Below are 24,982 nucleotides of genomic sequence, written 5' to 3' on the forward strand. Positions count from 1 at the left end.
TTCGGTTGCTCGGGTGGTGAGGGTGGTGACGGTGATGCCGGGAATCAGCGGCCGGCTGCCGTCGCTTCGGATGGTGCGGGCTCGGGATCCTGGGCGGAGAGGCATTCGTAGTCAGTTCGGGTCAGCTGCGCCACCCGTGAGTTGCGGCGGCCGTAGCCGAAGTAGGCGGCGGCGCCTACCAGCATCCACACGGCGAAGACCCACCAGGTGCTGGAGCCGAGGTTCGCCATGAGATAGATACACATCACGGTACCCAGAATCGGGGTCAGCGGATAGAACGGTACCCGGAAGGTCCGCGGCAGGTTCGGCCGGGAGCGGCGGAGGTAGATCACGGAAAGGTTGACCAGCGCGAAGGCAAAAAGCGTACCGATGCTGGTGGCATCCGCCAGCTCGCCGAGCGGGACCAGCCCCGCCGTGAGCGCCACGGCGCTGCCGACGATCAGCGTCCCGGCCACGGGGGTTCCGGTCCGCGGCGAAACGCGGCCGAAGACCTTGGGTACCAGGCCGTCCCGCGACATGGACATCAAAATCCGCGTCTGCCCGTACAGCACGGTGAGCACAATGCTGGCGATCGCCACCACGGCGCCGACAGCGAAGACCAGCGCCATCCAAGGGTTGCCGGTCAGCTCCTGCAGGATCTGGACCAGGGCGGCTTCGGTGCCGTCGAACCAGGTCCACTCGCGGGCACCGATGGCTGCCACGGCGACAAGGATGTAGATGCCGGTGATGATGACCATGGACGCGATTATGGCGCGTGGCAGATCGCGCTGCGGGTTCTTCGCTTCCTCGCCGGCGGTGGAGGCGGCGTCGAAACCGATGTAGGAGAAGAACAGGCGTGACGCTGCCGCTGACATGCCGGCCACGCCCATCGGCATTAGGGTTTCGAAGTGGCTGGCCCGGAAGGCGGTGAACGCGATGGCGATGAACATGAGCAGCACGGCGATCTTGATGACCACCATGACGGTGTTCACCCAGGCGCTTTCCTTGGCACCGCGCACCAGCAGGACCATCGCCAGGACAACGACGGCGACGGCCGGAAGGTTCAGTACCCCGCCTTCGGCTCCGGGCGGGGCGGCAATCGCGGCCGGCAGTGACAGGCCAAACGTCTGCAGCATCTCGTTGACGTACTCGGCGGAGCCGACGGCCACCGCGGCCACGGAGACCGCGTATTCGAGGACCAGGCACCAGCCGCAGATCCAGGCGATTCCTTCACCCATCGTGGCGTACGTGTAGGAGTAGCTGGAGCCCGAGACTGGGACCGCGCCGGCCATCTCCGCGTAGGAAATCGCGGAGAGCAGCGCCGCGAAGCCTGCCACCAGGAACGAGATCCAGATGGCGGGCCCGGCCAGCGGAACCGAGGCGCCGAGGACCACAAAGATGCCGGTGCCCAGGGTGGCGCCCACGCTGATCATGGTCAGCTGCCAGACGCCGAGGCTGCGCCGCAGCCGGGGACCGCCGGAACTGCCGTCGGCGCCGGTGCCGGCCTCGTTGAGCATCTGGCCGAGCGGCTTGCGTCGCAGCAACTGGCTGCCCAAGGGCAGGCCCCGGCGCTTCGTTGCGGGAGGGGTGTCGATCATTCTCGGTTCCAATCTGGAGGCTTCTTCCGTTCCACCAGCGTGCCATGTGAGACAGCTAACAAGCCGGGGCAAAATGACCTACACTCTTCTCGCATGAGACATTCTGCACCATCCTCCGGCGGCGGGGAGGACGTCCGGCCTGTGCGGGCGGGCGCCGACCAGTTTAGTGGCAGCACGGCCGGAGCCTTCGCGGCGGTCTCGCTGGAACGTTTCCTGGACCGGCTGCCGGACACCCTGACGGTGGTCCACGACGGCCGGCCGGGCACCGCGGAACCGGCCCTGGTCCGGTGGGTGGAGCCAAGCGAGTTGGAAGACCCCGCACCGTATCTGCTGGAGGGCGAATTCGTCCTGACCGCCGGACTCCCGTTCCTCGACGACGGCGGGACCCCCGAGGCCGTAGATCGGTACATCGAACGGCTGGTGCAGGCGAAAGTCTGCGCCCTTGGTTTCGGCATCAGCCCCTATTTCAGCGACATCCCCCAGACCCTGGCCGAGGCCTGCCGCAAGCACTCCCTCACCCTGGTCGCCATTCCGGAAGAAGTCCCCTTTGCCGCGTTGGGGCTCGAATTCGCCCGGCTGCTGGAGGCGGAGAACCTCAGGGTGCTGCGCCTGCTCTCGGAGGCAAACAGGCAGCTGATGCGCGCGGTGCTGACCCCGCGGCCCGAGGCCGAGCTGCTGGAAGCGCTGGTGCGGAACGTGCCGGTGTGGGCAGTGCTGGTCGGCGCCAACCGGCGCGTCCGCTCCCGTGCCGTCCCCGCGCAACTGCAAGGCGGCGTGCCCGAGGCGGCGGAACTGGAACCGATGCTGGCCCGGCTCTTCGCCGGCAGCGGCCCGCGGGTCGAACTGGAAAGCTTTGACGCGCCCGGGGCCCGGCGGGTGGTGGGGTATCCGCTCCGCAGCACCCGGGACGCAAACCTAGGTGCCCTCGTCGTCGGTGCGGCCAGCCCGCTGGAACCGGTGGAGAAGAACATAGTCGAGACCGCCGTCGGGCTGCTGGAAGCCTTGCTGCGTCAACGCACGGTCGGCTCGCTGGCACCCAGCCAACTCGCAACAGCACTGCTGCTGCACCCGGAAACAACGACGGCGGGATCCCGGCGCTCGCAGGCGGTCGGACGGCTGGTGGCGCAAAGTGTGTCCGCGCCGCGTCATGCCGAACTCCGCGTGGTGCAGGGCTTCCGGGCAGGCGGGCCGGCTCCGGAATCAACGGAAAAAGCGGGTGTTCCGTCCGGGACGGGCGGCGAGGATCCGGTCCGCGGACTGCTGCAATGGCGGCGGATCTTCGACACCAAGCTGGTGGAAAGCACCGACTACGGGTTCGCTGCCATCACCAGGGTGCGGGTGGACGACGCGGTGGTGGCGGAGGTGGAGAAGCTCGGCTGGCACCTTGTCATCTCCGATACGGCCGAACTGCCGGAGCTGCCCGAGGCCTACCGGCGGGCCACTTCACTGCGGCAGCAGGCACAGGTTGCCGGGCGCAGTGTCAGGGCGGACCAGCTCGAGTTCTCGGTCACCGGCCTGCTGGGACCGGAGGCCGGGTCGATGCTGTTCAACCGGAGCTTCAGCCCACTGCGGCAGCTGGAGCCGGAGCGCGCCTCCGCCCTGCTGGCGGTACTGCGGGCGTGGCTGGAAGCGAACGGCAGTTGGGATGGCTCGGCCAAGGCGCTGGGCCTGCACCGCAACAGTGTCCGGCGGCAGATCGGCCAGGTGGGGGAGCTGCTGGGGCGGGACCTGTCCGACGCGCAAACACGGGCCGAACTCCTGATCGCGCTGAATTACAGCCCACCGGATCTGCTGCCTGGCCCGGAATAGCTAGTTCTGATACCGGAAACCCTGGAAATTGCTGTGGACATCCAAGTCAAGGCTTGCGCAGGGCCGGAAGTCGGCGGGCGCTAGAAAACTGGGCAGTGGCGTGAATCTACCAGAGACGCTTGCTAGCACCTAGTTCTTTGTCAAAGAACCATTTTCGGATAATCGTGATCGTGGTTATATTCTCCTGCTCAGCAGCCCTGAGTCCATTGTTGCGAGTAACTCTTCAAAAAGCCGGTCCCACCACCCGGAAGCCCGGGATACGGCATAACCGTAGGAGACTCGTCAAACGGCGCTTTGCTGGAAGCTTGGAATCCTGTGCTATCGCGTCGGATGCAGTAGTCATCAATCGTAGAGTCATATGCGCCGTTATCGGCGTTTGGACGGCTCAATTCGAGCTAGAAGAGTGTGTCCCAGGCGATCGATTCCTCGGCTTTGCGTTTATGCGCGGCTTTCGCGCTGAGCGGTATCACGCGCTCGGACTCAGGCAGGTTTTTGACTATATCTGCGGCTCGTTCTGTTGCCCAGGGACTAGGTGAGTTGAGGTAGGCGCGAGTTGCCTCAGCAGATACCCAGCCCAGGTCGGTGAGGTGCTGAAGGAGGGCGTCTGCGATGATTTTCACTTCTGTGGCCCGGGTCCGCGGGACGCTGATGTCATGTTGTGGATCGAGCAGTGTCAGGGGTTCTTCCCGGATGCGCACGACCCGGAAGTCTGCGTCCAAGAGCCGCTGTGTCTTCCTACGGTCTGGTTCTTCCTTGCCATTGTGAAAGAAAGACCCGTCGTACTCGATGGCAATCTTGAGGGATTTCATGAGGATGTCGACGGTATGGGGCCGGTTGTGGCCAAGATCCAGTCGCTCCTGTTTTACCGGGTCCACTTCCTGTGGAAAGACCGCGGCGAGTTCGCAGGCCAGGGCAATGTCCATCCGGGAGCGTTTGGACGGCGCGCAGTGTTTGCAGCCGTCGCGGTCGATGGCACGTGCACGGACCTGCGTTTGCCAGACATGTCTTGGGTCCACGGGGCAAATCCACCAGACGGGCTTGTTGCTTCCGATGCTGACGCCTGCGGGGGTCAGAGGCAGGTTTTTAGTAGGATGCCACTGCTTCGCCAGGGCCGGCCGCTGAAGGTCGAGCCGGTTCCGGTCGGAGGGGAGCTTGCCGTCGCAGTAGGGACAGCCGGCTCCGTCCGCGGGCCGGGAGCTAACTGCGGCTTTCCATCGATGGGTGGCGTCCTTTCGGCAGATCCAGGCCGCGGTGTAGTTGCTGCCTACCGTAACGTCCTCGGGATTTCGGTCATTGTCAGGGCTCCATTCCGAGGCCAGTATCGGATGCACTCCGGCGACACTGTTGGAGGCGTTGACTTTCTTCCCCGCACAGTATGGGCATCCCCTGCCGCGAAATCGTGCGGCGGGGGAGGCGGTGTAGTCGTGGGTGGGGTCTCGAGGGCAGGTCCACCACACTTCGTTGTTTGCCTGGGGAAGAACCTCGGACGGGGACAACCCGAGTTCGGAGCGGTTGCGTTTATGGTGCCAGGTAGTCATCAGGTCCGGTCGGGCCACGGCCAGGTTGTTCTCAGGCGTGGCCTTCATGCCTTTGCAGGCTGCGCAGCCATGGCCCCGCGTGCGGGTGTAGGGGGCCGCTTCCCAGGAGTGGCCCCTGTCGCACAGCCACCAGATCTGCCGGTTGCTTCCCGGGGTGACCTGGGCAGGGGTCATCTTGTTTCTCGAATGATCCCATTGGGCGGCAATATCGGGATATAGGTGCTCCAGCGACCGGTGGCCTTCGTCACGGACCGGCTGTTGTCTTCTTCCGGTCCGGCGCCGGTCGTCGGGGCTCATGGAACAAGAATTGTTGGGATGAGGGTGGCAGCAGCGGGGATGAGAGCAGCAAGTATGGCACCCATGGCGGCCAAGGCGCCGAAAGCCCAGGCTGTGCGGCGGGCCCGGGCGGCGCTCACTTGCCTCTGCAGGTCGATGAAGCTGTTGCGCAGAGCGGCGGGGTTCCCGGGAACCGGCGGATTCCTGTGCCAAGTTTCCGGACGGCTGGCCGCTGCAACAATTTCGGCAATTTGTTCGGAAGTCAGGACCGGTTTGCGGCGGGTGAGCCAGCGCAAGAGCTGCCTTTCCGTCAGTACCCTTACAGCGGCGGGTTTTTCCCGGATAGTCAGTTTTTTGGCTCCGACAATGACCACAACCCCGGTGACCGGAACTGGTGTCGAGGTCACGGCAGCGAGAAGCTTTGCAGCTCGGGACGCCTCGTGCACTGCGTTGGATATGTGGCACTGTTTGCGGCCAGCGACCATGAAGGTGTTGCCCGCTACCCAAACGTTCTGGTTGGCGTGGTTCTTCGTGTTGAGCGTGAAGACTCCTGCGGGTCCGATCAGCACGTGGTCAATGTCCGAGGATCCGGTGCCGACCGGAACGGCGTGCAGAACCGTCCAGTCCGCCCTGAGCGACGTGAGGATATGTCCGATCCTGATTTCCCCTAGAGCACCCTGGTACCAGGGCAGGCTGTCGGGGCTGAGTGGATTGGCGCCGAAGATTCGCCCTAGCCGGGAGCGAGGCTGGACTCGGTTCTGTATGGCCAGCAGTTCGGTGATGACCGCATGCCCCGGTATTCGATTCTGCAGGCGGAGAGTTTGATCTTCAGCACTAATGGCGCTATCAGGGGCGGAGGATTCCAAGGCTGGGAGTTCATGGGACCGCATCGTCAGTGGGTTACTTTCCTGTGGCGAAAGCCCAGCGTTCGACTTCGTCTGCCCCGACCGTTCGATCAGGGGTGGACAGGTCGTGAGCCCATGTCGTCAGGGTTTGGACGGCTGCGTCGTAGGTTCTGAACCCGTAGTTTGTGGTCTTTGGTTTAAAGACGGGGAGTTGGGTTTCCCGATGCAGAGTTGTGAGGACACGCTTGTCGACGATGGGGCAGGTGTGGCCTATTTCTCCGCCCCCGGCGAAGTAAAGGTATTTGGTGAAGAAGTTCGGTCCGAGTGATTTGATGGCGTTGCCGCGGGGCTGGAATTTGAGGAAGGCTTCCCGCGGGTCGGAAACTGCAAGGCGTGCGGCATCGCGCAGCAACTGAGTTGTTCGTTGAGGTTCGGCTTCTATGGAGCGGATTCGGCGCGGGCTGTTGCGGTGGCTTGATCCGGTTCCCCACACGAGGGTGTGCCAGAACAGTCGAAGGGCTCCGGCTCCGGTCTCGTCGCGGTGTGCGTCGGCTGCCAGATCGAAGAGGAATGCTCGGCTGATCCTGTCCTTGGCGGTAGTTCCCTCAGAGCCGAAGACCGGGCTTCCGGGCAGGTGGGCAATGCGTTGGTTCCACCACTCGAGATTCAGCTCGAAGCCGTGGTTATCAATAGCATCGGCGCGGGTATGGGACTCGATCCAGCTTTTTAGGGACGGCGGCGTGGGCGGCACGGTATCTCCTCCTTGCTCATGCAATCGCAAGTTCCTCATCCTCCCGGGGTGCATTGTCAACTAAGAGATGAGAATCGAGGCCGAGGGCTTCGCACATCTGCGTGAAGTGTTTGGCATCTTGATTCTGTATGAGTTCAAAAACCGCATGGAGTATAAGCACGGCTTCTGGCCTATTTACGCCACGTGTTGTCTCCACTCGTTCCTGATGGGAATACTGATGTAGATAGTTGACCATCCGTTGACGAGTCAGACCGTCATCCATCGCATCGATTGCCATCTGCATCTGTACCCTGAAGTCGCCCATTTGAGCGGGAAATTTGAAGCTGAGGAAGCCTTCTAAGAGACGGCGACAGACGTTCGGAAGGATGATGGCCGCATCCATTTCGTGCTCAATAGTTGGGCTTTCCCCGCATGAAATCAATGTGGTAGCAGCTCGCCAGAATAGATAGTGGTACTCGGAGCGGAGGCGAGTCCGAAGAGCTTTGTCCTCCCTGTCTTTATCCGATCCCCAGTCGCGCCAGGTAGGGACGCGGCGAGCGACTCCCACCTCGACCTTTTTTGCCTGGGCCTGTAATTCGAGGATTTTGAAGCTTCGCCGCTGCTTTCTGACACCTTCCTTGAGCCGATCGAGTTGATTCGACCAAATCCTGAAAAGCTCAAAATTATGGGTCATCAGGAAGACCTGGCCACAATCGCGTGTGAGCTTTTGGCCGCAGCGACACCCAGGGGGAGCACCACACTCACAGACCGAAGGCTGGACCAATGCTGCCCACAGGAGGCTTGACGCGCCGATTGTGAAATTTTCGTCCAAGCTTGAGACAGGATCGTCGATAACGACAATCTGGTCGCGAAGGTTCCGCCCGCGTGTGTTGAGACTCCGTACGAAGTACAGCAAAGCAAGGGCTGTGCATTCTCCCTCGCTTAAATGGAGTGCGGGTTCCCCATTCCTAAAAATGGCATATCGGTTGCCTTCAACAGGGTCTACACGAATGTCCGACCTTCCAAGCAATGTATGCAGCCTTTTGTTCAGCCATTTGGCAGGTGGGACAGGGTCAAGCTCGGCATCCTCGAGTTCAGCGATGCGGCTCCGGGCCGCATCCGTTTTCTTGCGATTAGCTGCTAATGCTGCATCGGCGGTCTTCGAGTCATTAAGGGCTTGGACATAAGCTACTTTCTGCTCTCCGATCCAATAGGCTTCCAGTCGTGCGCAAGCAGTCTTTCGAACCGCATCGAATCTGGAACTTCTGTCATTGTGCTCGTTGAGCACTTCCGTCAGAGGTTTAACGTTGGGACCACCGTATGACCGATTCCTCCACTCGCGTGGAAGGGAAATTGCTACGTGGAGATTATCGAGCTTCTGCTCCATCAACTTTTTCAACCCGGTAAGGCCCTTGATGTCCTTCTCAACCTGCGCTTCCAACGCTTGGTGAAGTGAGGCGTATCGGTTCCGATACTCCGGGTACAGAAGACCGGAATCGGGGAAGGTCCCAGGCAAGGTCGTGAGGGAAGCGTCAAGCTTCTCCACCTGGCCAATGAGAAGGCGTAAGTCCTCCTGAAGTTCACGAGTGCTCGCATCAAAGTGCCTGGTAAGAGCCTCCATCCGTTCCTGCGATAAGGTGCCTGTGCAGAAGAGGCAGGTATCGGAATCTTCGTGGAGATCAACACCCTTCTGAACCCAAGCTGAATGCTCTGGTTTCGCAGCTAGGGCATCAAGAAGGCGTGCTGTGGGGGCCCTTCCCAAAGCCGCTTCGATAGTCGCCGTTTGTACGGAACTCGCGATGGATGCCTTCGGCACCTCGACTTTCTTTAGATAAGCGCTCTGAGCCTTGGCAATTTCGGTTTTGACGTCGAAAGTGCTCCTGTCCTCAGCTGTCATTGCGTGAGGTAGCTGCTTGCTGACGGAGCGCGAATCGTAGCCACGCCCGTATCCCTCCACCCCACCTAGCGTGGAGGTCACAAGCGTCCCGATCCCCTTAAGAATGCTGTTAGGGACGGATTGCTTCAGCTTAGTTTCCTTTTCCAGTGTCTGATAATCACGGGCCAGCTGGTCCAATTGAGCGCGAGTGGTTCGTAGCTCCTTTTCCCGGTCCGCGTTTGTTTTACCGATTGTCAGTAATGCTTTGGCTTCACCCGACTCGAAGTCGAAGCAATCAGCTATATATGCCTTGTTAAAGACAGAGACCCTGTCCCAGAATGAATCCTGTGCTGAAACGACGCTCCGTGTTTCAGATGAATCTGGTCCCGACACATCTAGGCGGACTCCAGCTTTCCATCCTTCAATGGACTGCGGAGGAGAGAGCAGCGTTGCCAAGGTGGATTTTCCGCTGCCATTGTTCGCATAGATCAAGTTAATGTCACTGAAGCCGTCGAACGTCGAAGGGGGAGACCAGTCTTGGAAGATGCGGAAATTTTTGATGGACCGGATGTTCTCAATGCGCAAGTTTCCCCCAAAGTTGTATCGTTCTAACATCCATCCTATTTGGCGGGACCGCTTGTTTCCTGAGAAGCGACCGTGTCTACTTCAATCCTTTAACCGATCGATAAGTGGTCGTTTGGATCTGCTTGAGCCAACTTGGATGACAGTTGCGCCGTTATCGGAGTTTTGAGCCCGTTCGGCCTTCGGTTGAGGAGACAAGCGATTCCGAGCTGCACGGGGGCAACGGGGAACGTCGCCCTGCTCACAATCGGGTCGGGAACCTGCCAGGGCTGACGGGCGTATTTGCTTTTGGAATGCCCGGCTGGAATGGGCGGGATCCGAGTTTGAGCGTATTCGATCGGGGAAACGCTGGGACGAGCGCGGATGCAGGCATTCAGATCTGCATCTGAAGAGGCATGAGAACCACGGCCAACAATGCTAGTGGTACTGCTGCGGCTGCTGCCAGGCGCGGTAGAGCGCGGGGCGGCGGTCACGAAGGTAGGGCACGTGGCGGCGGGCCGCCGCGACGTCGTCGGCCGTGACGTCTGCCCACAGGACTTCGAACTCCGTGTCGGTTCCTGCCTGGGCGAGCAGGGCGCCATCGGGGCCAACGATCACGCTGAGGCCGCCCAGCAGCAGCTCCTGGCCGGCGTCCGCGGGCAACGCCCCGGTGTGGTTGGCGTAGGCGATGGCCAGCTGGCTTTCCAGGGCACGGGCCCGCAACAGGACTCCGGGTACGTCCTGGAAGCCGGAACCGAGCGCCGTCGGCACCAGCGCCACGTCCGCGCCGGCATCGGCCAAGGCCCGGACGGGCTCGGGGAACTCGACGTCGTAGCAGATCAGCAGGCCCACCTGGGTGCCCTCAAAGTCCACGGCCGACGGCGCACTTTCGCCCGGTACGAAAACCTGCTGTTCTTCGCGATCGAACAAATGCACCTTGGCGTACCGGAGGAGCTCATTCCCGGCCCGGTCGAGCAATGCAGCGGTAATGTGCCAGCCGCCGTTCTCGGCGGCTGCCGGTGCACTGTAGACCAGCCCGATTCGGTGTTCGCGTGCAATCCGGGCGGCGCCGTCGTCGATGGCGCGGGACAACTCCGGGCCCAGGGAGGACTGAATGGCCAAAGGTGCGTAGCCGCAGATGAACAGTTCAGGGGTGACCAAGACGTCGGCTCCTGCTGCTGCCGCTTCGGCGGCGGCGCGAGCAACCAGAGCAAGATTTCCCGCGACGTCCAGCACTTCGCCGGCAGCCTGCATCACCGCGATCCGCATCCGGTCCTCCTTCTACATATAAGTGCCCGCTGGAACCAGCCTAAGCGGAAACTGTGCAGCAGCGCAGGATAAACTGCACCTGCCCCGAGTCCGGCAGGGATGAAACGCACAGGACCTCGACCAACAGGAGAGATAACGATGTTCGCTGGCTTGAGTGCCTTCCCCCTGACCCCACTTTCAGATGATGCGGTGGATGAGGCTGCTTTCAGCGGCCTGATCGAACGGCTCGCGGAGGCGAAGGTAGATTCCATCACCGCGCTCGGATCCACCGGGTCATACGCCTACCTCAGCGGTGAGGAGCGAAGCCGCGTCGCTCGCCTGGCTGTTGAGCATGCCGATGGAACACCGGTGTTCATCGGCATTGGGGCGCTGCGGACCTCGCATGTCCTCGTGAACGCTGAAAAGGCCGAGCAGGCAGGAGCTTCCGGTCTCCTGCTCGCGCCGATGACGTACCAGCCCCTGACCGACGACGACGTGTTCGAACTGTTCCGGACGATCACAGCGAATTCATCGCTGCCCGTCATCGTCTATGACAATCCGGGCACCACCCACTTCGCCTTCAGCACCGAGCTCTACGGACGCATCGCGGAGCTTCCCGGTATCGCTTCCATCAAAATCCCCGGTGTTCCGGACGATCCGGCGCAGGCACGGGCGCGGATCCAAGAGATACGCGCAGCCGTCCCCGCACACGTGACCATCGGAGTATCCGGCGACGCCAAGGCAGCCGCCGGCCTGGCCGCCGGGTGCGATACCTGGTACTCGGTCATCGCCGGCACCTTGCCCGCGCCGGCCCTGCGGATTACCCGCGCTGCCTTGGAAGGACGGGTCTCCGACGCGCTCGCCGAGTCTGAACGGCTTGCACCGTTGTGGCAGTTGTTTGCGGAGTTCGGTGGGAGCATCCGGGTTGTCGCAGCCATGGCAGAACAGCTGCGACTCGTCCCGAGGGCGAGTCTGCCCTTGCCGATCCAAGGTCTGAACGAGGAGCAGCGCGCCCGTGTTGCCGGGACTATCCAGGACCTCGGCCTCGACCGGTAGCGCGGCAACGCGCCGTTCGCCCTGCAGATCAGCAGGTCAGCTGTCCGCAGAGTCCTTGAGCTCGATGTAGTCGATGATCATGAATCCGTCCCACGGCACCAGGGCCACATACCATTCCTGGGCCTTCACGGTCTCGGCCGAGACCGGTGGGAATCCTTCCCCGCGCGGGGGAATGTAGGCGGCGTCGAACTTCAGGAAGGTCCCGGCGTCGGTGCTGGAATGTTCCTTCATGGTCATCAGTTCGTATTCACCGTTGGCGGGGTGGCCCGCTTCCAGCGCCAGTGCGATGTTCCGTTCGTTCAGGTCGCGCTGCTCGTCGTAATACGCCTCCCACGCCACGTCCGACCGGGTGACGAAGAGCGTGCCGGCATAGGCGTCGCGGTGGAGCTGCGCGAGATCTTCCGCGCAACTCGCGGGCAGGGCCGCGCCGCTCCATGCAGGGGAGGCGGCCAGTTCGGTGCCCGCATTGGCCCAGGCAGCGTAACTGGCCAGTACATTGGCGGCCACCTGTGCAGGGGAGCCCTGGCCGATCGGCTCGGCCTGCACCGAGGCCGGGTCTACTGCCGGGCAAGTCGGCGTCGCCGTCGGTGTTGGTGCGGGTTCCGGGGAGTTGTCGCTGCAGCCGGCCATCAGGGCCGCGGCCGCCAGCATCATGACCGTTCCACGCCTGGCGTTACGCACTGCTTCCCCCTGTGAAGTCCCAACGGCCCATGCGGCCCGGACCAGCCTACCGGCTTCACGCGCCGACCCGTTTAACGACGGCGCACCCTACCGGCCTAGCATCTAAAGCGTGACGACGGCGGACCAGCAGCCCTGGCCGGGGCATCCGAAAGGCAGCAGGGCCTACCGGCATATGCTGATCGCGCTGCTCTTCGGCGGACTGGCCACCTTCGCCCAGCTCTACTCGGTGCAGGCCGTGCTGCCCGGCATCGCCCGCGACTTCCAGGTTTCGGCGGCGGACGCCGCCCTGAGCGTTTCCGCCGCCACCATCGGCTTGGCGCTCGCGGTCATCCCGTGGTCTGCCATCGCCGACCGCGCCGGCCGAAAACGCACGATGTCCTGGGCGATCAGTGCCGCCGTCGTCCTTGGTTTGCTGCTGCCGCTCGCGCCGACTTTTCCTTCGATGCTGGCGCTGCGCTTTCTGGAGGGCGCGGCGCTTGGCGGCATTCCCGCCGTCGCGCTGGTGTACCTGAACGAGGAGGTCCAGCGGCTGCACGCTGCGGTGGCCGCGGGGACCTACGTTGCCGGCACAACCATCGGCGGCCTCGCCGGTCGGCTGGTGGCCGGCCCGGTGGCGGAGTTTACCGACTGGCGCGCGGGTGTGCTCGCGGTGAGCGCGCTCTCCGCGGTCGCCGCCGTCCTCTTCGTCCGGCTGGCCCCCGCCCCGCGGGGTTTCCGGCCGGTGGTCCGCGGGCAGGGACCCAAACTGGCCGAGCGCATCCTCATCAACCTGCGCTCGCCGCGGCTGCTGGCCCTCTACGGACAGGGCTTCCTGCTGATGGGTGGCTTCGTCGCGGTCTACAACTACCTCGGCTTCCGGCTTGAGGCGCCGCCGTTCAACCTGCCGACGTCGCTGGCCAGCCTGCTCTTCCTGGCGTACCTGGCCGGCACGGTGTCCTCCCGTTTAGCGGGCGGGCTGACAGTGCGGTTCGGGCGGTTGCGCGTGCTTCTCGCCAGCATCCCGGTGATTATCGCGGGCTTGGCGATCACGCTGGCCGATTCGCTGCCGGTCATCCTGGTGGGTCTGGTGGTCTTTACCGGAGGATTCTTCGGCGCGCACTCGGTGGCGTCGGGTTGGACACCGCGGCTTGCCACCGTGGGCCAGTCCCAGGCCTCGGGCCTCTACAACCTGTTCTACTATGCCGGATCGAGCCTGCTCGGCTGGGCAGGCGGCCTGTTTTTCGTGCAGTTCGGCTGGGCGGGCGTCGCCATCTTTGCCGCGGTGCTCGCGCTTTTCGCAGGCACGACGGCGGTGCTCGCCTTGCGTGGTTCCGAGACGAAATAACTTCTGGATCAAGACTTTTCCAAGATGGGGATGACGTACTAGGTGCGGTACTCAAGTGGGGGACTAGTACTTGCATCGAGAGGCTTTAGCTATGGGGAACGGTCTATTCAGTCTTGTGCGGCGCGGAACGGAGCCCGCTACCAACGTCAGGACCGGTTCCACCGGGTCGGCGGGCGTGCTGGATCTCTACATCAATGAGGGCTTTGTGCCTATGGTGGACGGCGCGCTGGTCTACCATCGCGGGTTTGGGGACCGACAGACGGCCCCATCGGATCCGAACCCGAGCCTGCGAATAGCCCCGCGGATCTTTATTCGGTCCGGCCAGGTGGTCGCGAGCCGTACCTACCCGTTGAACCGGCCGTTGCCGCCCCATGGCAGACCCGCGCCGGAACGTCCGGATCCGCAGGAAGAGTACTACTACCTGCCGAAACGCCGGTACTGGGCCAGCTATTTTCCGGAGCGGACCATCATCGCGGAGGTGGGAAGCACCATCAGGCTGCGCATCCACAACCGGCTTAAGCAGCCCCACGAACTGGCCATCCACGGAGCGGGACCGAACCGGGGGGACGTCACCAGCGGAAGCATTCGTTCCGGCGCGACCGGAATCCTGAACCTGAAGGCCCCGGCCCCAGGAACGTACCTTTATTCCGATCCCACCAATGGGGCTGTTGAACGCACACTGGGACTCTACGGGGTACTGGTGGTTATCGACCCGGCCCGGGCCTGGCACCTCGGCCCGAACGGCCCGGAGTTCGAGCGCCAATGGCTGTGGATGTGCCACAACGTGGTGCCGGAGTGGGCCAGCGTGGCTTCCCGGGGCGGCAGACTCGACAGCATCGGAACGGACGTTGCCCCACGCTACTTCAATCTGAATGACGAGGCCGGCTTCCGCTCCCTGGGCGTCTCCGACGACCCTGAACTGAACGAGGAGAGGGAGGAAGACAGCCTTCCCTCAGGTTTCCCCCGCTTGACGGATGTGCGGAACTTCAGCCAATCGCCGGCAGTGGGAACGGTCCGGACCGGACAGCTGATCCGGATGGTCAACGCCGGCATCGTGGGCCATCAACTGCATTATCACGGCAATCACGTCTGGACCGTCAGGGAGAACGGGAGGGACTTCCCGCGCGAGAAGGGCACGGTGATGGCGGACGGCCACGTGAGCCTCCAGCAGTGGGAGGACACTGTTGCGCTTTCGCCGCTTGAACGCAAAGAAGCGATCCTGCCGATGGTGCGCCCGCCGGACTGTGTCGACGCCGTTTGGGAAGCCCGTAAGGAAGACTGGCGGTACCCCATGCATTGCCATGCGGAGCCTTCACAGACGGCGGCCGGCGGTCTCTACCCGGGCGGCCTGGTCGCAGACTGGGTGCTGGCCGGAGAGCATGAAGCCGAGGCCCACCATAAATACGAGAGCCAGGTGGACTTTGCCTCCGACCAGCCCCATGAGGGCAGCCCGGAAACCATGTTCCGACAACGCCCCGACGTCTCGATGACGTTCGACTTCTTCAGCCGTGAACTGGAATTCCCCGACGGTTCCGAGCACGAAGTGTGGAGCTTTGCGACCAACAGCAAAGACCGGGGCATGCCCGGTCCGCTGGCGCGGTTCACGGAAGGCGACATCTTCCACGGAACCATTGAGCCGAGCAAACGCGTACACACCATCCACTGGCATGGCATTGAACCCGATCCCCGCAACGACGGCGTGGGCCACACCTCCTATGAAGTCACCGGCCACTACACCTATCAACTGAGGCCGGACATCGGCGAAGCAGGGAATCCGAACCGCGGAGGGTCGGGCACGTATTTCTACCATTGCCACGTCAATACACCGCTGCATGTCGAGATGGGCATGTTCGGCATCGTCATCGTCGACCCGGCAATCGACCGGGTGAAGCCGCCGAGTCCGGGGACACGACGTGCCTTCGTCGACGGCCCGGAGTACGACATCGCCACCGAAACTGTGCTGCTGCCGTATTCCCTGGACCCGAGCTGGCATGAAATGAACCATGCGGCAGGCCTCTCCGGCGAGGACGCCGGCCTGAACCGGTTCAAAGCCAAGCATTTCTACACCCTGGGCGGTGTCGTCCCCAAGAGACCTGGCGGCCGCCGCGTCTGGGCCTTCTCCAGCATGAAGGCGAATACGAAACAAAGCGGACTCGCGCCGACATTGGTCCGCATGGTCAACGTGGACTATTTCCCCACCCTGACGGAATTTACCGACATGAAGGGCAAACCCGTGGCGATGGCCGACCTGATTGCCCATGACGGGCGTCCGTTCCGCAACACCGCCGATCCCAACGGCCCTTCCACGCCGGTCTGGTCCAGCAAGTATCCGCTCCGCACCAGCAAGATAGCTTCTGGAGCGGCGGAAAAATACGACTTCCTGCTCCGCCCGCCTGCACCCGGCAAGTACCTCATGCACATCAAGTTCCTGTCCTGGGTGCCCGGGGAGGTGCGGGCCACCAAGACGGTGACCATTACCGCCGTGTAGGAGGACGAAGTCGGGGAAGCGTTCACCGAAGGCGTAGCACCAGCTGGATCAACCACGGGCGCAGGGTGGTTTTAATAGATCACCAACTGTTCGAGGAAGTGCTCTGTGAACGCAACAGCCGGCGCCGGTCCAGCCCCCGGCGCCGAAGATCCGCTTGATGCTTACTCACGGACCGTCATCCGCGTGGCGGAATCCGTTACTCCGCACGTGGCTGCCATCGAGATGGCGCGCCATGGCCGCAACGGGCCTGTCCGGGTCGGTGCAGGTTCGGCCGTGGTGTTCACCGAAGACGGCTACCTGCTGACCAACGCCCATGTGGTCGCCGGCGCCAATGAAGGGCGGGCGGTCTTTGCGGACGGCAGCGCCACGGACATCGACATCATCGGCGCCGACCCGTTGTCTGACCTGGCCGTCCTCCGCGGCCTGTCCGCCACACCGGCACCGGCCCGGCTCGGCGATGCCGAAGCGCTGCGGGTAGGACAGCTGGTCATTGCTGTAGGCAACCCGCTGGGCCTGAGCGGCTCCGTGTCCGCAGGGGTCGTGAGCGGTCTCGGCCGCTCGATGCCTGCCTGGACCGGCGGCAGCAGGCGGGTGATCGAAGACGTCATCCAGACGGACGCGGCCCTGAACCCGGGCAGCTCCGGCGGTGCGCTTGCCGACAGCCGCGGGTACGTAGTCGGCATCAGTACAGCCGTGGCCGGGGCAGGCCTCGGACTGGCCATCCCGATTAACGCCACCACCCGCCGCATCATCTCCGCGCTGCTGACCGACGGGCGGGTCCGCCGCGCCTACCTTGGCCTGGTCAGCACCCCAGTGCAGCTGCCGGCAACCGTCAAGCTGCGCAACGGGCAGCGCCACGCGCTGCGCGTCGTCGAGGTCATTCCCGGTTCACCGGCCGCCAAGGCCGGCCTGAAGCAGGGCGACCTCGTGGTCAGCGCCGGCCGCAGGCCGGTGGCAAGCGCCGAAAGCCTGCAGAAGCTGCTGTTCTCGGACGCCATCGGCGTGCCCTTCCCGGTCACCGTCATGCGCTCCGGGGCGCTGGTGGACGTCGTCGCCGTCCCGGAGGAGATGACCGAATCCGTCTAACTGACCGAGCCTCAGCGCCCGCCCAAGATCCTCCTTTCGACTGATAGACACTGTCCGATCGCAGGCATACGCTAGGGTGCGGCCTTTTCTTGCGGCGCCGTCCGGCAACCGGCGCCCCACCGCGACACTCACGCACCCTGGCTCTATCACTCACAATCCCGAGGAACCGGCTTCATGCTGATCAAACTGGTCCGTCACTACATACGGCCCTACCTGTCACTGGTCCTGGCGGTGGTCATCCTGCAGCTCGCAGCGACCATCGCGGCCCTCTACCTGCCCAGCCTGAACGCCCAGATTATCGACCAGGGCGTGGCCCGGGGCGACACCGAGTACATCTGGAACATCGGCATGGTCATGCTCGGGGTCAGCCTCATCCAAGTAACGACGGCGATCGCCGCGGTCTGGTTCGGCTCGAAGGCCGCGATGGCCGTCGGCCGGGACGTGCGCAAGGGCGTCTTCCACAAGGTGTCCGGCTTCTCGGCCCAAGAGGTTAACGAGTTCGGCGCGCCCAGCCTGATCACCCGCGGCACCAACGATGTGCAGCAGGTCCAGATGCTGGTGCTGATGGGCCTGAACTTCATGGTGGCGGCGCCCATCATGTGCATCGGCGGCATCATCATGGCGCTGCGCGAGGACCTTGCGCTCTCCTGGCTGGTGTGGGTATCCGTACCGGCGCTGTTCGTCGTCGTCGGTTTCCTGGTCTGGCGCCTGATGCCGCTGTTCCGGTCCATGCAGACCAAGATCGACAACATCAACGGGGTGCTGCGCGAACAAATCACCGGCATCCGCGTGGTGCGCGCCTTTGTCCGCGAGCCGTTCGAGGCCAAACGGTTCGGCAAGGCCAACCGGGAACTGACGGACGTGTCCCTGGCCGTGGGCTCGCTGTTTGTGCTGATGTTCCCGGCGATCGGCATGATCATGCACCTGGCCACGGCGGCCGTGCTGTGGTTCGGCGGGCTGCGGGTGGATGCGGGGGAGATGCAGGTGGGCGCGCTGACCGCGTTCCTGCAGTACCTGCTGCAGATCCTGGTGGCGGTCATGATGGGCACGTTCATGGCGATGATGATTCCGCGCGCCTCGGTCTGTGCCGAGCGGATCGGCGAGGTGCTCGGCGTCAAGCCTTCCGTCCACGAGCCCGAGCAGCCGCTGCAGCCGGCGGACAAGGCCGGCGTGGTGGAGTTCCGGAACGTTTCCTTCGCCTATCCGGGCGCCGAAGCTCCGGTCCTCAACGATGTCAGTTTCACCGCCCGGCCCGGGCAGACCACCGCCATTGTGGGCAGCACCGGGTCAGGTAAGAGCACTCTGATTTCCATGCTGCCCCGGCTTTTCGACGTCGGCAGCGGCGAGGTCCTGCTCGACGGCATTCCCATCACCAGCATGGCGCGCCCGGACATCACGGACCGTGTGGCGTTGGTGCCGCAGCGGCCGTACCTGTTCTCCGGCACCATCGCACACAACCTGCGCTTCGGCAACCCTCAAGCGCACGACGACGACCTCTGGGAAGCCTTGACCGTGGCCCAGGGCGCGGATTTCGTGCTGGCCAAGGAGCACGGTTTGAACTCGCCGGTGTCGCAGGGCGGCACCAACGTTTCCGGCGGGCAGCGCCAGCGGCTCTGCATCGCGCGGGCGCTGGTGGCCAAGCCCAAGGTGTACCTGTTCGACGACTCGTTTTCGGCGCTGGATGTGGCCACGGATGCCCGGCTGCGGGCTGCGCTGAAGGCCAAGACCAGGGACGCCACAGTGATCATCGTGGCCCAGCGCGTCACCACCATCACGGACGCGGACCAGATCCTGGTGATGGAGCACGGGCAGATCGTCGCCCGCGGCACCCATGAGGAGCTGCTGGAAACCTCGCCCACCTACCAGGAAATTGTTGAATCGCAGACCCAGGCGGAGGAGGTGGCATGAGCACGGACAAGGACACGGACAAGGACATCCGCCAAGACGACGGCCGCACATCTGACGGCCACACGACCGGCTCGCGTACCTTCGACCCGCCCACCAGCGACGGCCCCGCCATAGACCGCCCCATGGACGGCCCCACCATCGACCCGGTGGTGGCGCCGACTCCAGGCGCGGCGGCGGACGCCGAGGCACAGGTCCTCGAGGAGGAGTTCCAGCCCACCGAGGCCGACGGCGACATGTTCGGCGGCACGCCGGCGAAGAAGGCCAAGCAATTCTGGCCGTCCGCCAAGCGGCTCTTCGGGCTGCTGAAGCCGGAAAAGGCAGCAATCGCCGTGGTGCTCGCCATGGTGATCATCGCCGTCGTTCTTAATGTCATTGCCCCGCGGGTCCTCGGCAACGCGATGGACGTGATTTTCAACGGCGCCATCAGCAGCAACCTGCCCGCCGGCGCCACCCAGGAGCAGGTGATCGCGGGGCTGCGCGTCCAGGGGCAGGACCAGTTCGCGGACCTGCTATCCGGGATGGAAATCACGCCCGGCGCCGGCATCGATTTCGAACTGCTGGGCCGGCTGATCGCTATCGTACTGGGCATGTACGTGGTGTCCTCGCTCTTCATGTGGCTGCAGGGCTACGTGCTGAACAAGGTGGTCATGCGCGTGGTCTACAACCTGCGCCGCGACGTGGAAGACAAGCTGAACCGGCTGCCGCTGAACTACTTCGATACCCGCCAGCGCGGCGACCTGCTTTCCCGGGTGACTAACGACGTCGACAACGTCCAGCAGGCGCTGCAGCAGGCCTTCGCGCAGTTGATCATGTCCGCGCTGAGCCTGATCGGCATCACGGTCATGATGTTCATCGTCTCCTGGCAACTGGCCGTCATCGCCCTCATCGCGCTGCCGCTTTCCGCACTAGGCGCCGGTCTGATCGGCGCACGCAGCCAGAAGCTGTTTGCCGCCCAGTGGAAGAACACCGGGCAGCTGAACGGGCATATCGAGGAGTCCTTCAGCGGGCATGACCTGGTGCGCGTGTTCGGCCGGGAGAAGGAGTCGCTGGCGCAGTTCGACGAGAAGAACGAGGAACTCTACCAGGCCTCCTTCGGCGCGCAGTTTGTCTCCGGCATGATCATGCCCGTCATGCAGTTCATCTCCTACCTCTCCTACGTGGGGATCGCAGTGGTGGGCGGGCTGCGTGTGGCCTCCGGCTCGATGACCCTGGGCGAGGCGACGGCGTTCATCCAGTACTCGCGCGAGTTCAACCAGCCGCTGAGCCAGATGGCGGGCATGGCCAACATGCTCCAGTCCGGCGTTGCCTCCGCAGAGCGGGTGTTCGAACTGCTCGACGCCGAGGAGCAGGACCCGGACACGGCCACCAAGTCGCTGCCCGCCAAGACGGACGGCCATGTCGAGTTCGAGCACGTCAGCTTCAGCTACACCCCGGACAAGCCGCTGATCGAGGACCTGTCCTTCGCGGCGAAACCCGGCGAAACCGTGGCGATCGTGGGGCCCACCGGCGCCGGCAAGACCACCCTGGTAAACCTGGTGATGCGCTTCTACGAGCTGAACTCCGGCCGGATCACCCTGGACAACGTGGACATCACGCAGCTCAGCCGGGCCGAGCTGCGCTCCAAGGTGGGCATGGTGCTGCAGGACGCTTGGCTCTTCGGCGGTACCATCGCGGAGAACATCCGCTACGGCAATCTCGGCGCCACCGAGGAGCAGGTGCTCGAGGCGGCAAAGGCCACCTACGTGGACCGCTTTGTACGGGCATTGCCGGATGGCTATGACACGGTGATCGACGAAGAGGGCAACAACGTCAGCGCCGGCGAGAAGCAGTTGATCACCATCGCCCGCGCGTTCCTGGCCAACCCGTCGCTGTTGATTCTGGACGAGGCCACGAGTTCGGTGGACACCCGGACCGAACTGCTGGTCCAGCACGCCATGGCGGCCCTGCGCACTGACCGGACCAGTTTTGTGATCGCGCACCGGCTCTCCACCATTCGCGACGCCGACATCATCCTGGTGATGGAGGACGGGCAGATCGTGGAGCAGGGCAACCACACGGAACTGCTTGAAGCCCAGGGTGCGTACTACCGGCTCTATATGTCCCAGTTCGCCGCTGCTGCGGATACGGTGTAACAAAGCGCTGCTTGGAGGCCGAAGACAGGACCCCGCACAAGGGCGGGGTCCTGCGAGTTGATATGTCGTGCTAGCTGATGAGGGAGATGATCAGGCGGAGGGACATTGCGAGGATCGCGATGAGTCCGATGATGCCGAAGAGGTTGTGCCACCAGCGGTTGCGTAGGTCTCCCATGAGGTTTCGCCGGTTGCTCATGATCATGAGCAGGATTCCGAGGACGGGTGCGACGAGCACGGTCAGGGATTGGGCGATGATGATCAGGCCGACGGGGGAGCTTTGGAAGATCAGGGTGATGGTGACGCCGAAGGCCAGGATGATGGCTATGACGGTTTTGGCTGTGGGGGATCCGGATCGGGCGCCTTTGCCGAGGGCGTCGGAGAGCATGGTGCCGCCGGCGGTGGCGTTGGCGATCATGGAGGAGAACGCTGCGCCGGAGAGGCCGAGGGCGAAGAGGAATGATCCAACGGGTCCGGCAAGGGGTTCGAAGATGGTGGCGAGGGCGTTGATGGTGGTGGCTTCTTCGCCGGTGCGGCCAAGGACGGCGGCGGCGACGATGATGACGAGGGCGGTCATGACGCCGGGGGCTACGATGCCCGGGATGGTGTCGACCATGGTGACGTCGCGGTATTCCTCGGCGGTGCGGCGGCGTTCCTTGGTGCCATAGGCGTTGTAGAACGCGGCGTTGATAGAGAAGTTCGTGCCGACGAGGGCGACGACCAGGATTTCGCTGCCGGCCGGGATCTGCGGCATGAGGCCTTCGACGGACTGGACCCAGTCGGGGCGGGAGACGAAGGCGCTGGTAAGGAATCCGATGGACATCAGGGCGACGATGGCGACAAGGATTTTCTCGACGATGAAGTAGACGTTCTTGAACAGGAGGATGAATCCGACGGCGGTGGTGCAGAGGATGGTCCACAGGACCGGGGATCCGCCGAAGATCAGGGACAGGCCGAGGCCGGAGCCGACGGCGTTGCCGACGGAGAACATGAGGGTGATGGCGAAGACGCCGAATCCGGCGATGTACCCGATGGGGTTGCCCAGGTGTTCTTTGATGGAGGTGATTAGGGAGACCGGGGTGGCGATGCCGAGGCGGACGCTCATGTCGGTGAAGAAGATCATCAGGATGGTCGAGACGGCGATGACCCAGATCAGTGTGTAGGAGTATGCGCCGCCGGCTTGTACTGCGGAGGCCAGGTTTCCGGGGCCGAACTGCCAGGCGCCGACGACGAAGGCAGGACCGATCAGCGTCAGGCGCGCCCAGAAGGTGCGCCGTGTTGCGAGGCGGGTCATGTGTTCCTCTCTGCCGGCGGTGGATTTAGCGTAACCAGTATCGTGCCCGGACGGGGCCGGGGCCGAGGGCGAGCTGGATCGGGACTTCGTGCTCTCGCTCATGGCGAGACCTCCTTATAGGGGTACGCGGCTTCCTTGCCGCAGGTCGGCACTGACCGCTGTGAAGAGCTGGGGGGAACGGAAATCGTGGCCAGGGTATGTTCCGGGGCCGAGAGACGGGGTTGGTTCTGGAACTGGGGTGGCGGACGGCGGGTCTGCGGACCGCCACCCCAGACGGAACTGTGGTTAGACGCGGGACGTGACGCTGGTCAGTCCGGCCGAGGCCAAAGCATCAGCGATTTCCTTGCCGGCACCCGGTGCCAGAGGCAGCAGGGGCGGGCGGACGGTGGCGTGCTCAAGGATGCCGCGGGCGACGAGTCCTTCCTTGAGCGCGACGGTGCCTTCCATGTGGGAGCCGCGGTGGTAGACGTTCTTGGTGACTGGCAGCAGGCGGTCGTGGATCGCGCGGGCAGCGGCGTAGTCCTTGGCCTTGCCGGCGGCGATCAGTTCGACCAGCGGTTCGGGGGCGAGTCCGCCGTAGCCTACGAGGGCGCCGTCGACGTCGAACATGGTGTGCAGCAGGTATTCGTCGTGGCAGGTGAGGATCTGCAGGTCCGGGTAAGTTTCGCGCAGCACGGGGATTTCCGTGTCCCAGCGGCGCATGTTCCGTACGCCGTTCTTGGTGGCGAAGACACCTTCCTGGCCGGCGATCTCCAGTTGGGTCTCCAGATCGTAGGTTGCCTTGGTGGCATCAGGGTACTGGAAGAGGATCAGCGGTAGTCCGCTGGTCTCGTAGATCTCCTTGTAGCGGGTCTGCGGTGCGCCCTTCTGGTAGCCGAAGCGCAGCCAGCCGTGCGAGGGGTAGACCAGGCCGGCGGAGGCGCCGGCATCGACCGCACGCTTGGCTTCGAGGGCGGCAACGGTGTTTCCCTCACCGGTGATGCCCGCAATGATCGGGATGCGGGAATCAACGGCATCACGGAACGCGGTGATGACCGCGGCTTGCTCCTCCGCGGTCAGGAAGGTTCCTTCGCCGGCATGGCCCAGGACCACCAGGCCCTTGACGCCATCGACGGAGGCGAGCCAGCTACCCAGACGCTGGATGGCATCAAAATCGACTGAACCGTCTTCGTTGAACGGCGTGACGGGGGCGGGTACGAGGCCGCGGAGGTCGAGTGTCATGACTTTCTTCTCTTTCGGTAGATCCATGCCGACCGCTTGTTTGCAATCGTTATCGGGAACGTTTGCAATTCTGCGTGACGTGGAGCACAGTTGTCAATAGGTGGTTTTTCGGGGGCCGCAGGAGGCGCCCGGAGGGGCCTACTAGACTGGGGCGCAGGACCCGTGGAAGGACAGCAATGATGAGTTCGACAGAGGAACGGCGGCAGGTAACCCTGCGCGACGTTGCCGAAGCCACCGGCGTCAGTATTTCCACGGTCAGCCGAGTCCTGGACGCTCGGAGCTCTTCTTCGCGCTCGGCGACCGCGCTGCGGGTCCGGCAAATCGCCGAGGAACTTGGCTACCGCCGCAACATGTCGGCGTCAGGGCTCCGCCGGGGATCCACGGGAACCATCGGCGTCCTCGTTCCCCGGCTAAGCGATACCGTCATGGCCATGATGTTCGAAGCCCTGGAGCGCGCCGCCCGCGCGCACGGGCACTTCGCCGTCGTCGCTACCAGCGGCGATGACCCGGCAGATGAACGGACGGCCGCGGAAACCCTGCTGGACCGCAACGTCGACGGGCTGATCCTCGCCTCCGCCAGGCTCGACGACCAACTGCCGGCCTCATTGAGGGAACGGCATGTTCCCCACGCGCTGGTGGTGCGCACCGACGGAACCAGCCCGTCGGCCCTGGGCGACGATGAAGCCGGCGGCTACCTCGCCGTCCGCCACCTCATCGACCTCGGACACACGGACATAGCGGTCGTGACTGGCCCCGATTTCGCCTCCACGGCCCGGGACCGCCTCGCCGGCGCCCGCCGCGCCCTCACCGAAGCCGGACTTCACCTTCCAGCGGATCGGATCATCGGACGCGGCTACAGCATCGAAAACGGCGCCGAAGCGGGTGAAGCCCTGTTCGGCCGTCCATCCTCTGAGAGGCCGACCGCCGTGTTCGCGGCGAACGATAACCTCGCCCTGGGGATCATCGCAGCAGCCCAACGGGCAGGCATCTCTATCGGCTCCGACCTAGCTCTTGTCGGGTACAACGACATCCCGCTGGCACAACTGCTCCCGGTGCCTCTGACCTCGGTCAGAGTTCCTTTCGACCAGATTGCTGAATCGGCCCTGCGGATGCTGCTGGACCCGGACACCAAACCCCGGCACATCACCCGCGCGCTCCCGACCCTCATACCACGCGCCTCAAGTGGACCGCCCCGCCGCTAAAGGGGTCCCCGCACCCCCCGTTACCCCGCTCGTGGACCGCGGACATGACTGAGTACCTCTACTAATCGACGACCTCAAGCGTGACCGGCACAAGCTGATCAACGTCAGGGAAGTGGAACGGCCCGAGGTGCTT

General features: G+C 63.8%; 17 protein-coding genes. 8 read left to right on the top strand and 9 right to left on the bottom strand.

Going from position 1 to position 24,982, the window contains the following annotated elements; all coding sequences use genetic code 11:
- Positions 1-44: 44 nt before the first annotated feature.
- Positions 45-1,577: an amino acid permease gene (locus HGO92_RS13420; RefSeq protein WP_240974612.1), complete on the bottom strand. Its 1,533-nt coding sequence runs from the start codon at positions 1,575-1,577 to the stop codon at positions 45-47.
- Between the two features lie 93 nt (positions 1,578-1,670).
- Here HGO92_RS13420 and HGO92_RS13425 point away from each other — a divergent pair, with 93 nt between their 5' ends.
- Positions 1,671-3,386, top strand: a complete 1,716-nt coding sequence (locus HGO92_RS13425) for a PucR family transcriptional regulator (protein WP_169995591.1) — start codon at positions 1,671-1,673, stop codon at positions 3,384-3,386.
- Between the two features lie 395 nt (positions 3,387-3,781).
- On the opposite strand, the gene HGO92_RS13430 is transcribed toward HGO92_RS13425, so the two are convergent.
- The 5 genes from HGO92_RS13430 to HGO92_RS13450 form a co-directional block, all read right to left on the bottom strand.
- Positions 3,782-5,221, bottom strand: coding sequence for a zinc-ribbon domain-containing protein (locus HGO92_RS13430; protein WP_169995593.1), 1,440 nt, complete (start codon positions 5,219-5,221; stop codon positions 3,782-3,784).
- Entirely contained in the window at positions 5,218-6,066 is an 849-nt protein-coding gene (locus HGO92_RS13435) for a nuclease-related domain-containing protein (RefSeq protein WP_240974613.1), read from the bottom strand. The genes HGO92_RS13430 and HGO92_RS13435 overlap by 4 nt, the downstream gene beginning before the upstream one ends.
- A 34-nt stretch (positions 6,067-6,100) precedes the next feature.
- Positions 6,101-6,820 (bottom strand): 8-oxoguanine DNA glycosylase OGG fold protein, encoded by a 720-nt coding sequence (locus tag HGO92_RS13440; protein WP_205834471.1) that lies wholly within the window; start codon positions 6,818-6,820, stop codon positions 6,101-6,103.
- Positions 6,813-9,236, bottom strand: coding sequence for an AAA family ATPase (locus tag HGO92_RS13445; protein WP_169995598.1), 2,424 nt, complete (start codon positions 9,234-9,236; stop codon positions 6,813-6,815). The genes HGO92_RS13440 and HGO92_RS13445 overlap by 8 nt, the downstream gene beginning before the upstream one ends.
- A gap of 414 nt (positions 9,237-9,650) precedes the next feature.
- The gene (locus HGO92_RS13450; protein WP_169995600.1) at positions 9,651-10,481 is read right to left on the bottom strand and encodes a nitrilase-related carbon-nitrogen hydrolase; all 831 of its coding nucleotides are present in this window, start codon (positions 10,479-10,481) and stop codon (positions 9,651-9,653) included.
- A gap of 138 nt (positions 10,482-10,619) precedes the next feature.
- Here HGO92_RS13450 and HGO92_RS13455 point away from each other — a divergent pair, with 138 nt between their 5' ends.
- Positions 10,620-11,516 carry a dihydrodipicolinate synthase family protein gene (locus HGO92_RS13455; RefSeq protein ID WP_169995601.1) on the top strand — a complete coding sequence of 299 codons (897 nt, stop codon included), beginning with the start codon at positions 10,620-10,622 and terminating at the stop codon, positions 11,514-11,516.
- A 36-nt stretch (positions 11,517-11,552) separates the two neighbouring features.
- Here the strand turns inward: HGO92_RS13455 and HGO92_RS13460 are convergent, their stop codons facing one another.
- Positions 11,553-12,197, bottom strand: a complete 645-nt coding sequence (locus HGO92_RS13460) for a hypothetical protein (protein ID WP_205834472.1) — start codon at positions 12,195-12,197, stop codon at positions 11,553-11,555.
- 172 nt (positions 12,198-12,369) lie between these two features.
- Here HGO92_RS13460 and HGO92_RS13465 point away from each other — a divergent pair, with 172 nt between their 5' ends.
- The 5 genes from HGO92_RS13465 to HGO92_RS13485 all read left to right on the top strand — a co-directional run bounded on the left by HGO92_RS13465 (position 12,370) and on the right by HGO92_RS13485 (position 21,135).
- A complete protein-coding gene (locus HGO92_RS13465) occupies positions 12,370-13,521 on the top strand; it encodes an MFS transporter (RefSeq protein ID WP_169995646.1) in 1,152 nt (383 codons plus the stop codon).
- A 91-nt stretch (positions 13,522-13,612) separates the two neighbouring features.
- Positions 13,613-16,009 carry a multicopper oxidase domain-containing protein gene (locus HGO92_RS13470; protein WP_169995605.1) on the top strand — a complete coding sequence of 799 codons (2,397 nt, stop codon included), beginning with the start codon at positions 13,613-13,615 and terminating at the stop codon, positions 16,007-16,009.
- A 105-nt stretch (positions 16,010-16,114) separates the two neighbouring features.
- Positions 16,115-17,095, top strand: coding sequence for a S1C family serine protease (locus HGO92_RS13475; protein WP_346768954.1), 981 nt, complete (start codon positions 16,115-16,117; stop codon positions 17,093-17,095).
- A gap of 174 nt (positions 17,096-17,269) precedes the next feature.
- Entirely contained in the window at positions 17,270-19,003 is a 1,734-nt protein-coding gene (locus HGO92_RS13480; protein ID WP_169995606.1) for an ABC transporter ATP-binding protein, read from the top strand.
- 122 nt (positions 19,004-19,125) lie between these two features.
- Complete coding sequence (locus tag HGO92_RS13485) at positions 19,126-21,135, top strand: ABC transporter ATP-binding protein (RefSeq protein WP_169995650.1); 2,010 nt, start codon at positions 19,126-19,128, stop codon at positions 21,133-21,135.
- 70 nt (positions 21,136-21,205) lie between these two features.
- On the opposite strand, the gene HGO92_RS13490 is transcribed toward HGO92_RS13485, so the two are convergent.
- Complete coding sequence (locus tag HGO92_RS13490; protein ID WP_205834473.1) at positions 21,206-22,528, bottom strand: Nramp family divalent metal transporter; 1,323 nt, start codon at positions 22,526-22,528, stop codon at positions 21,206-21,208.
- 183 nt (positions 22,529-22,711) lie between these two features.
- Positions 22,712-23,647 carry a dihydrodipicolinate synthase family protein gene (locus HGO92_RS13495; protein ID WP_205834474.1) on the bottom strand — a complete coding sequence of 312 codons (936 nt, stop codon included), beginning with the start codon at positions 23,645-23,647 and terminating at the stop codon, positions 22,712-22,714.
- A 179-nt stretch (positions 23,648-23,826) separates the two neighbouring features.
- On the opposite strand from HGO92_RS13495, the gene HGO92_RS13500 reads away from it, so the two are divergent.
- Entirely contained in the window at positions 23,827-24,849 is a 1,023-nt protein-coding gene (locus tag HGO92_RS13500; RefSeq protein WP_205834491.1) for a LacI family DNA-binding transcriptional regulator, read from the top strand.
- The last annotated feature ends 133 nt before the right edge of the window (positions 24,850-24,982 follow it).

Source organism: Crystallibacter degradans, assembly GCF_012952295.1.
Lineage (GTDB): Bacteria > Actinomycetota > Actinomycetes > Actinomycetales > Micrococcaceae > Crystallibacter > Crystallibacter degradans.

Excerpts from the sequence above, each read along its gene's own strand:
- HGO92_RS13455 (WP_169995601.1), top strand. The coding sequence starts at position 10,620 with ATGTTCGCTGGCTTGAGTGCCTTCCCCCTGACCCCACTTTCAGATGAT.
- HGO92_RS13500 (WP_205834491.1), top strand. The coding sequence starts at position 23,827 with ATGAGTTCGACAGAGGAACGGCGGCAGGTAACCCTGCGCGACGTTGCC.
- HGO92_RS13490 (WP_205834473.1), bottom strand. The coding sequence starts at position 22,528 with ATGAGCGAGAGCACGAAGTCCCGATCCAGCTCGCCCTCGGCCCCGGCC.
- HGO92_RS13450 (WP_169995600.1), bottom strand. The coding sequence starts at position 10,481 with ATGCGGATCGCGGTGATGCAGGCTGCCGGCGAAGTGCTGGACGTCGCG.
- HGO92_RS13430 (WP_169995593.1), bottom strand. The coding sequence starts at position 5,221 with ATGAGCCCCGACGACCGGCGCCGGACCGGAAGAAGACAACAGCCGGTC.
- HGO92_RS13480 (WP_169995606.1), top strand. The coding sequence starts at position 17,270 with ATGCTGATCAAACTGGTCCGTCACTACATACGGCCCTACCTGTCACTG.
- HGO92_RS13495 (WP_205834474.1), bottom strand. The coding sequence starts at position 23,647 with ATGACACTCGACCTCCGCGGCCTCGTACCCGCCCCCGTCACGCCGTTC.
- HGO92_RS13425 (WP_169995591.1), top strand. The coding sequence starts at position 1,671 with ATGAGACATTCTGCACCATCCTCCGGCGGCGGGGAGGACGTCCGGCCT.
- HGO92_RS13420 (WP_240974612.1), bottom strand. The coding sequence starts at position 1,577 with ATGATCGACACCCCTCCCGCAACGAAGCGCCGGGGCCTGCCCTTGGGC.
- HGO92_RS13470 (WP_169995605.1), top strand. The coding sequence starts at position 13,613 with ATGGGGAACGGTCTATTCAGTCTTGTGCGGCGCGGAACGGAGCCCGCT.
- HGO92_RS13485 (WP_169995650.1), top strand. The coding sequence starts at position 19,126 with ATGGACGGCCCCACCATCGACCCGGTGGTGGCGCCGACTCCAGGCGCG.
- HGO92_RS13465 (WP_169995646.1), top strand. The coding sequence starts at position 12,370 with ATGCTGATCGCGCTGCTCTTCGGCGGACTGGCCACCTTCGCCCAGCTC.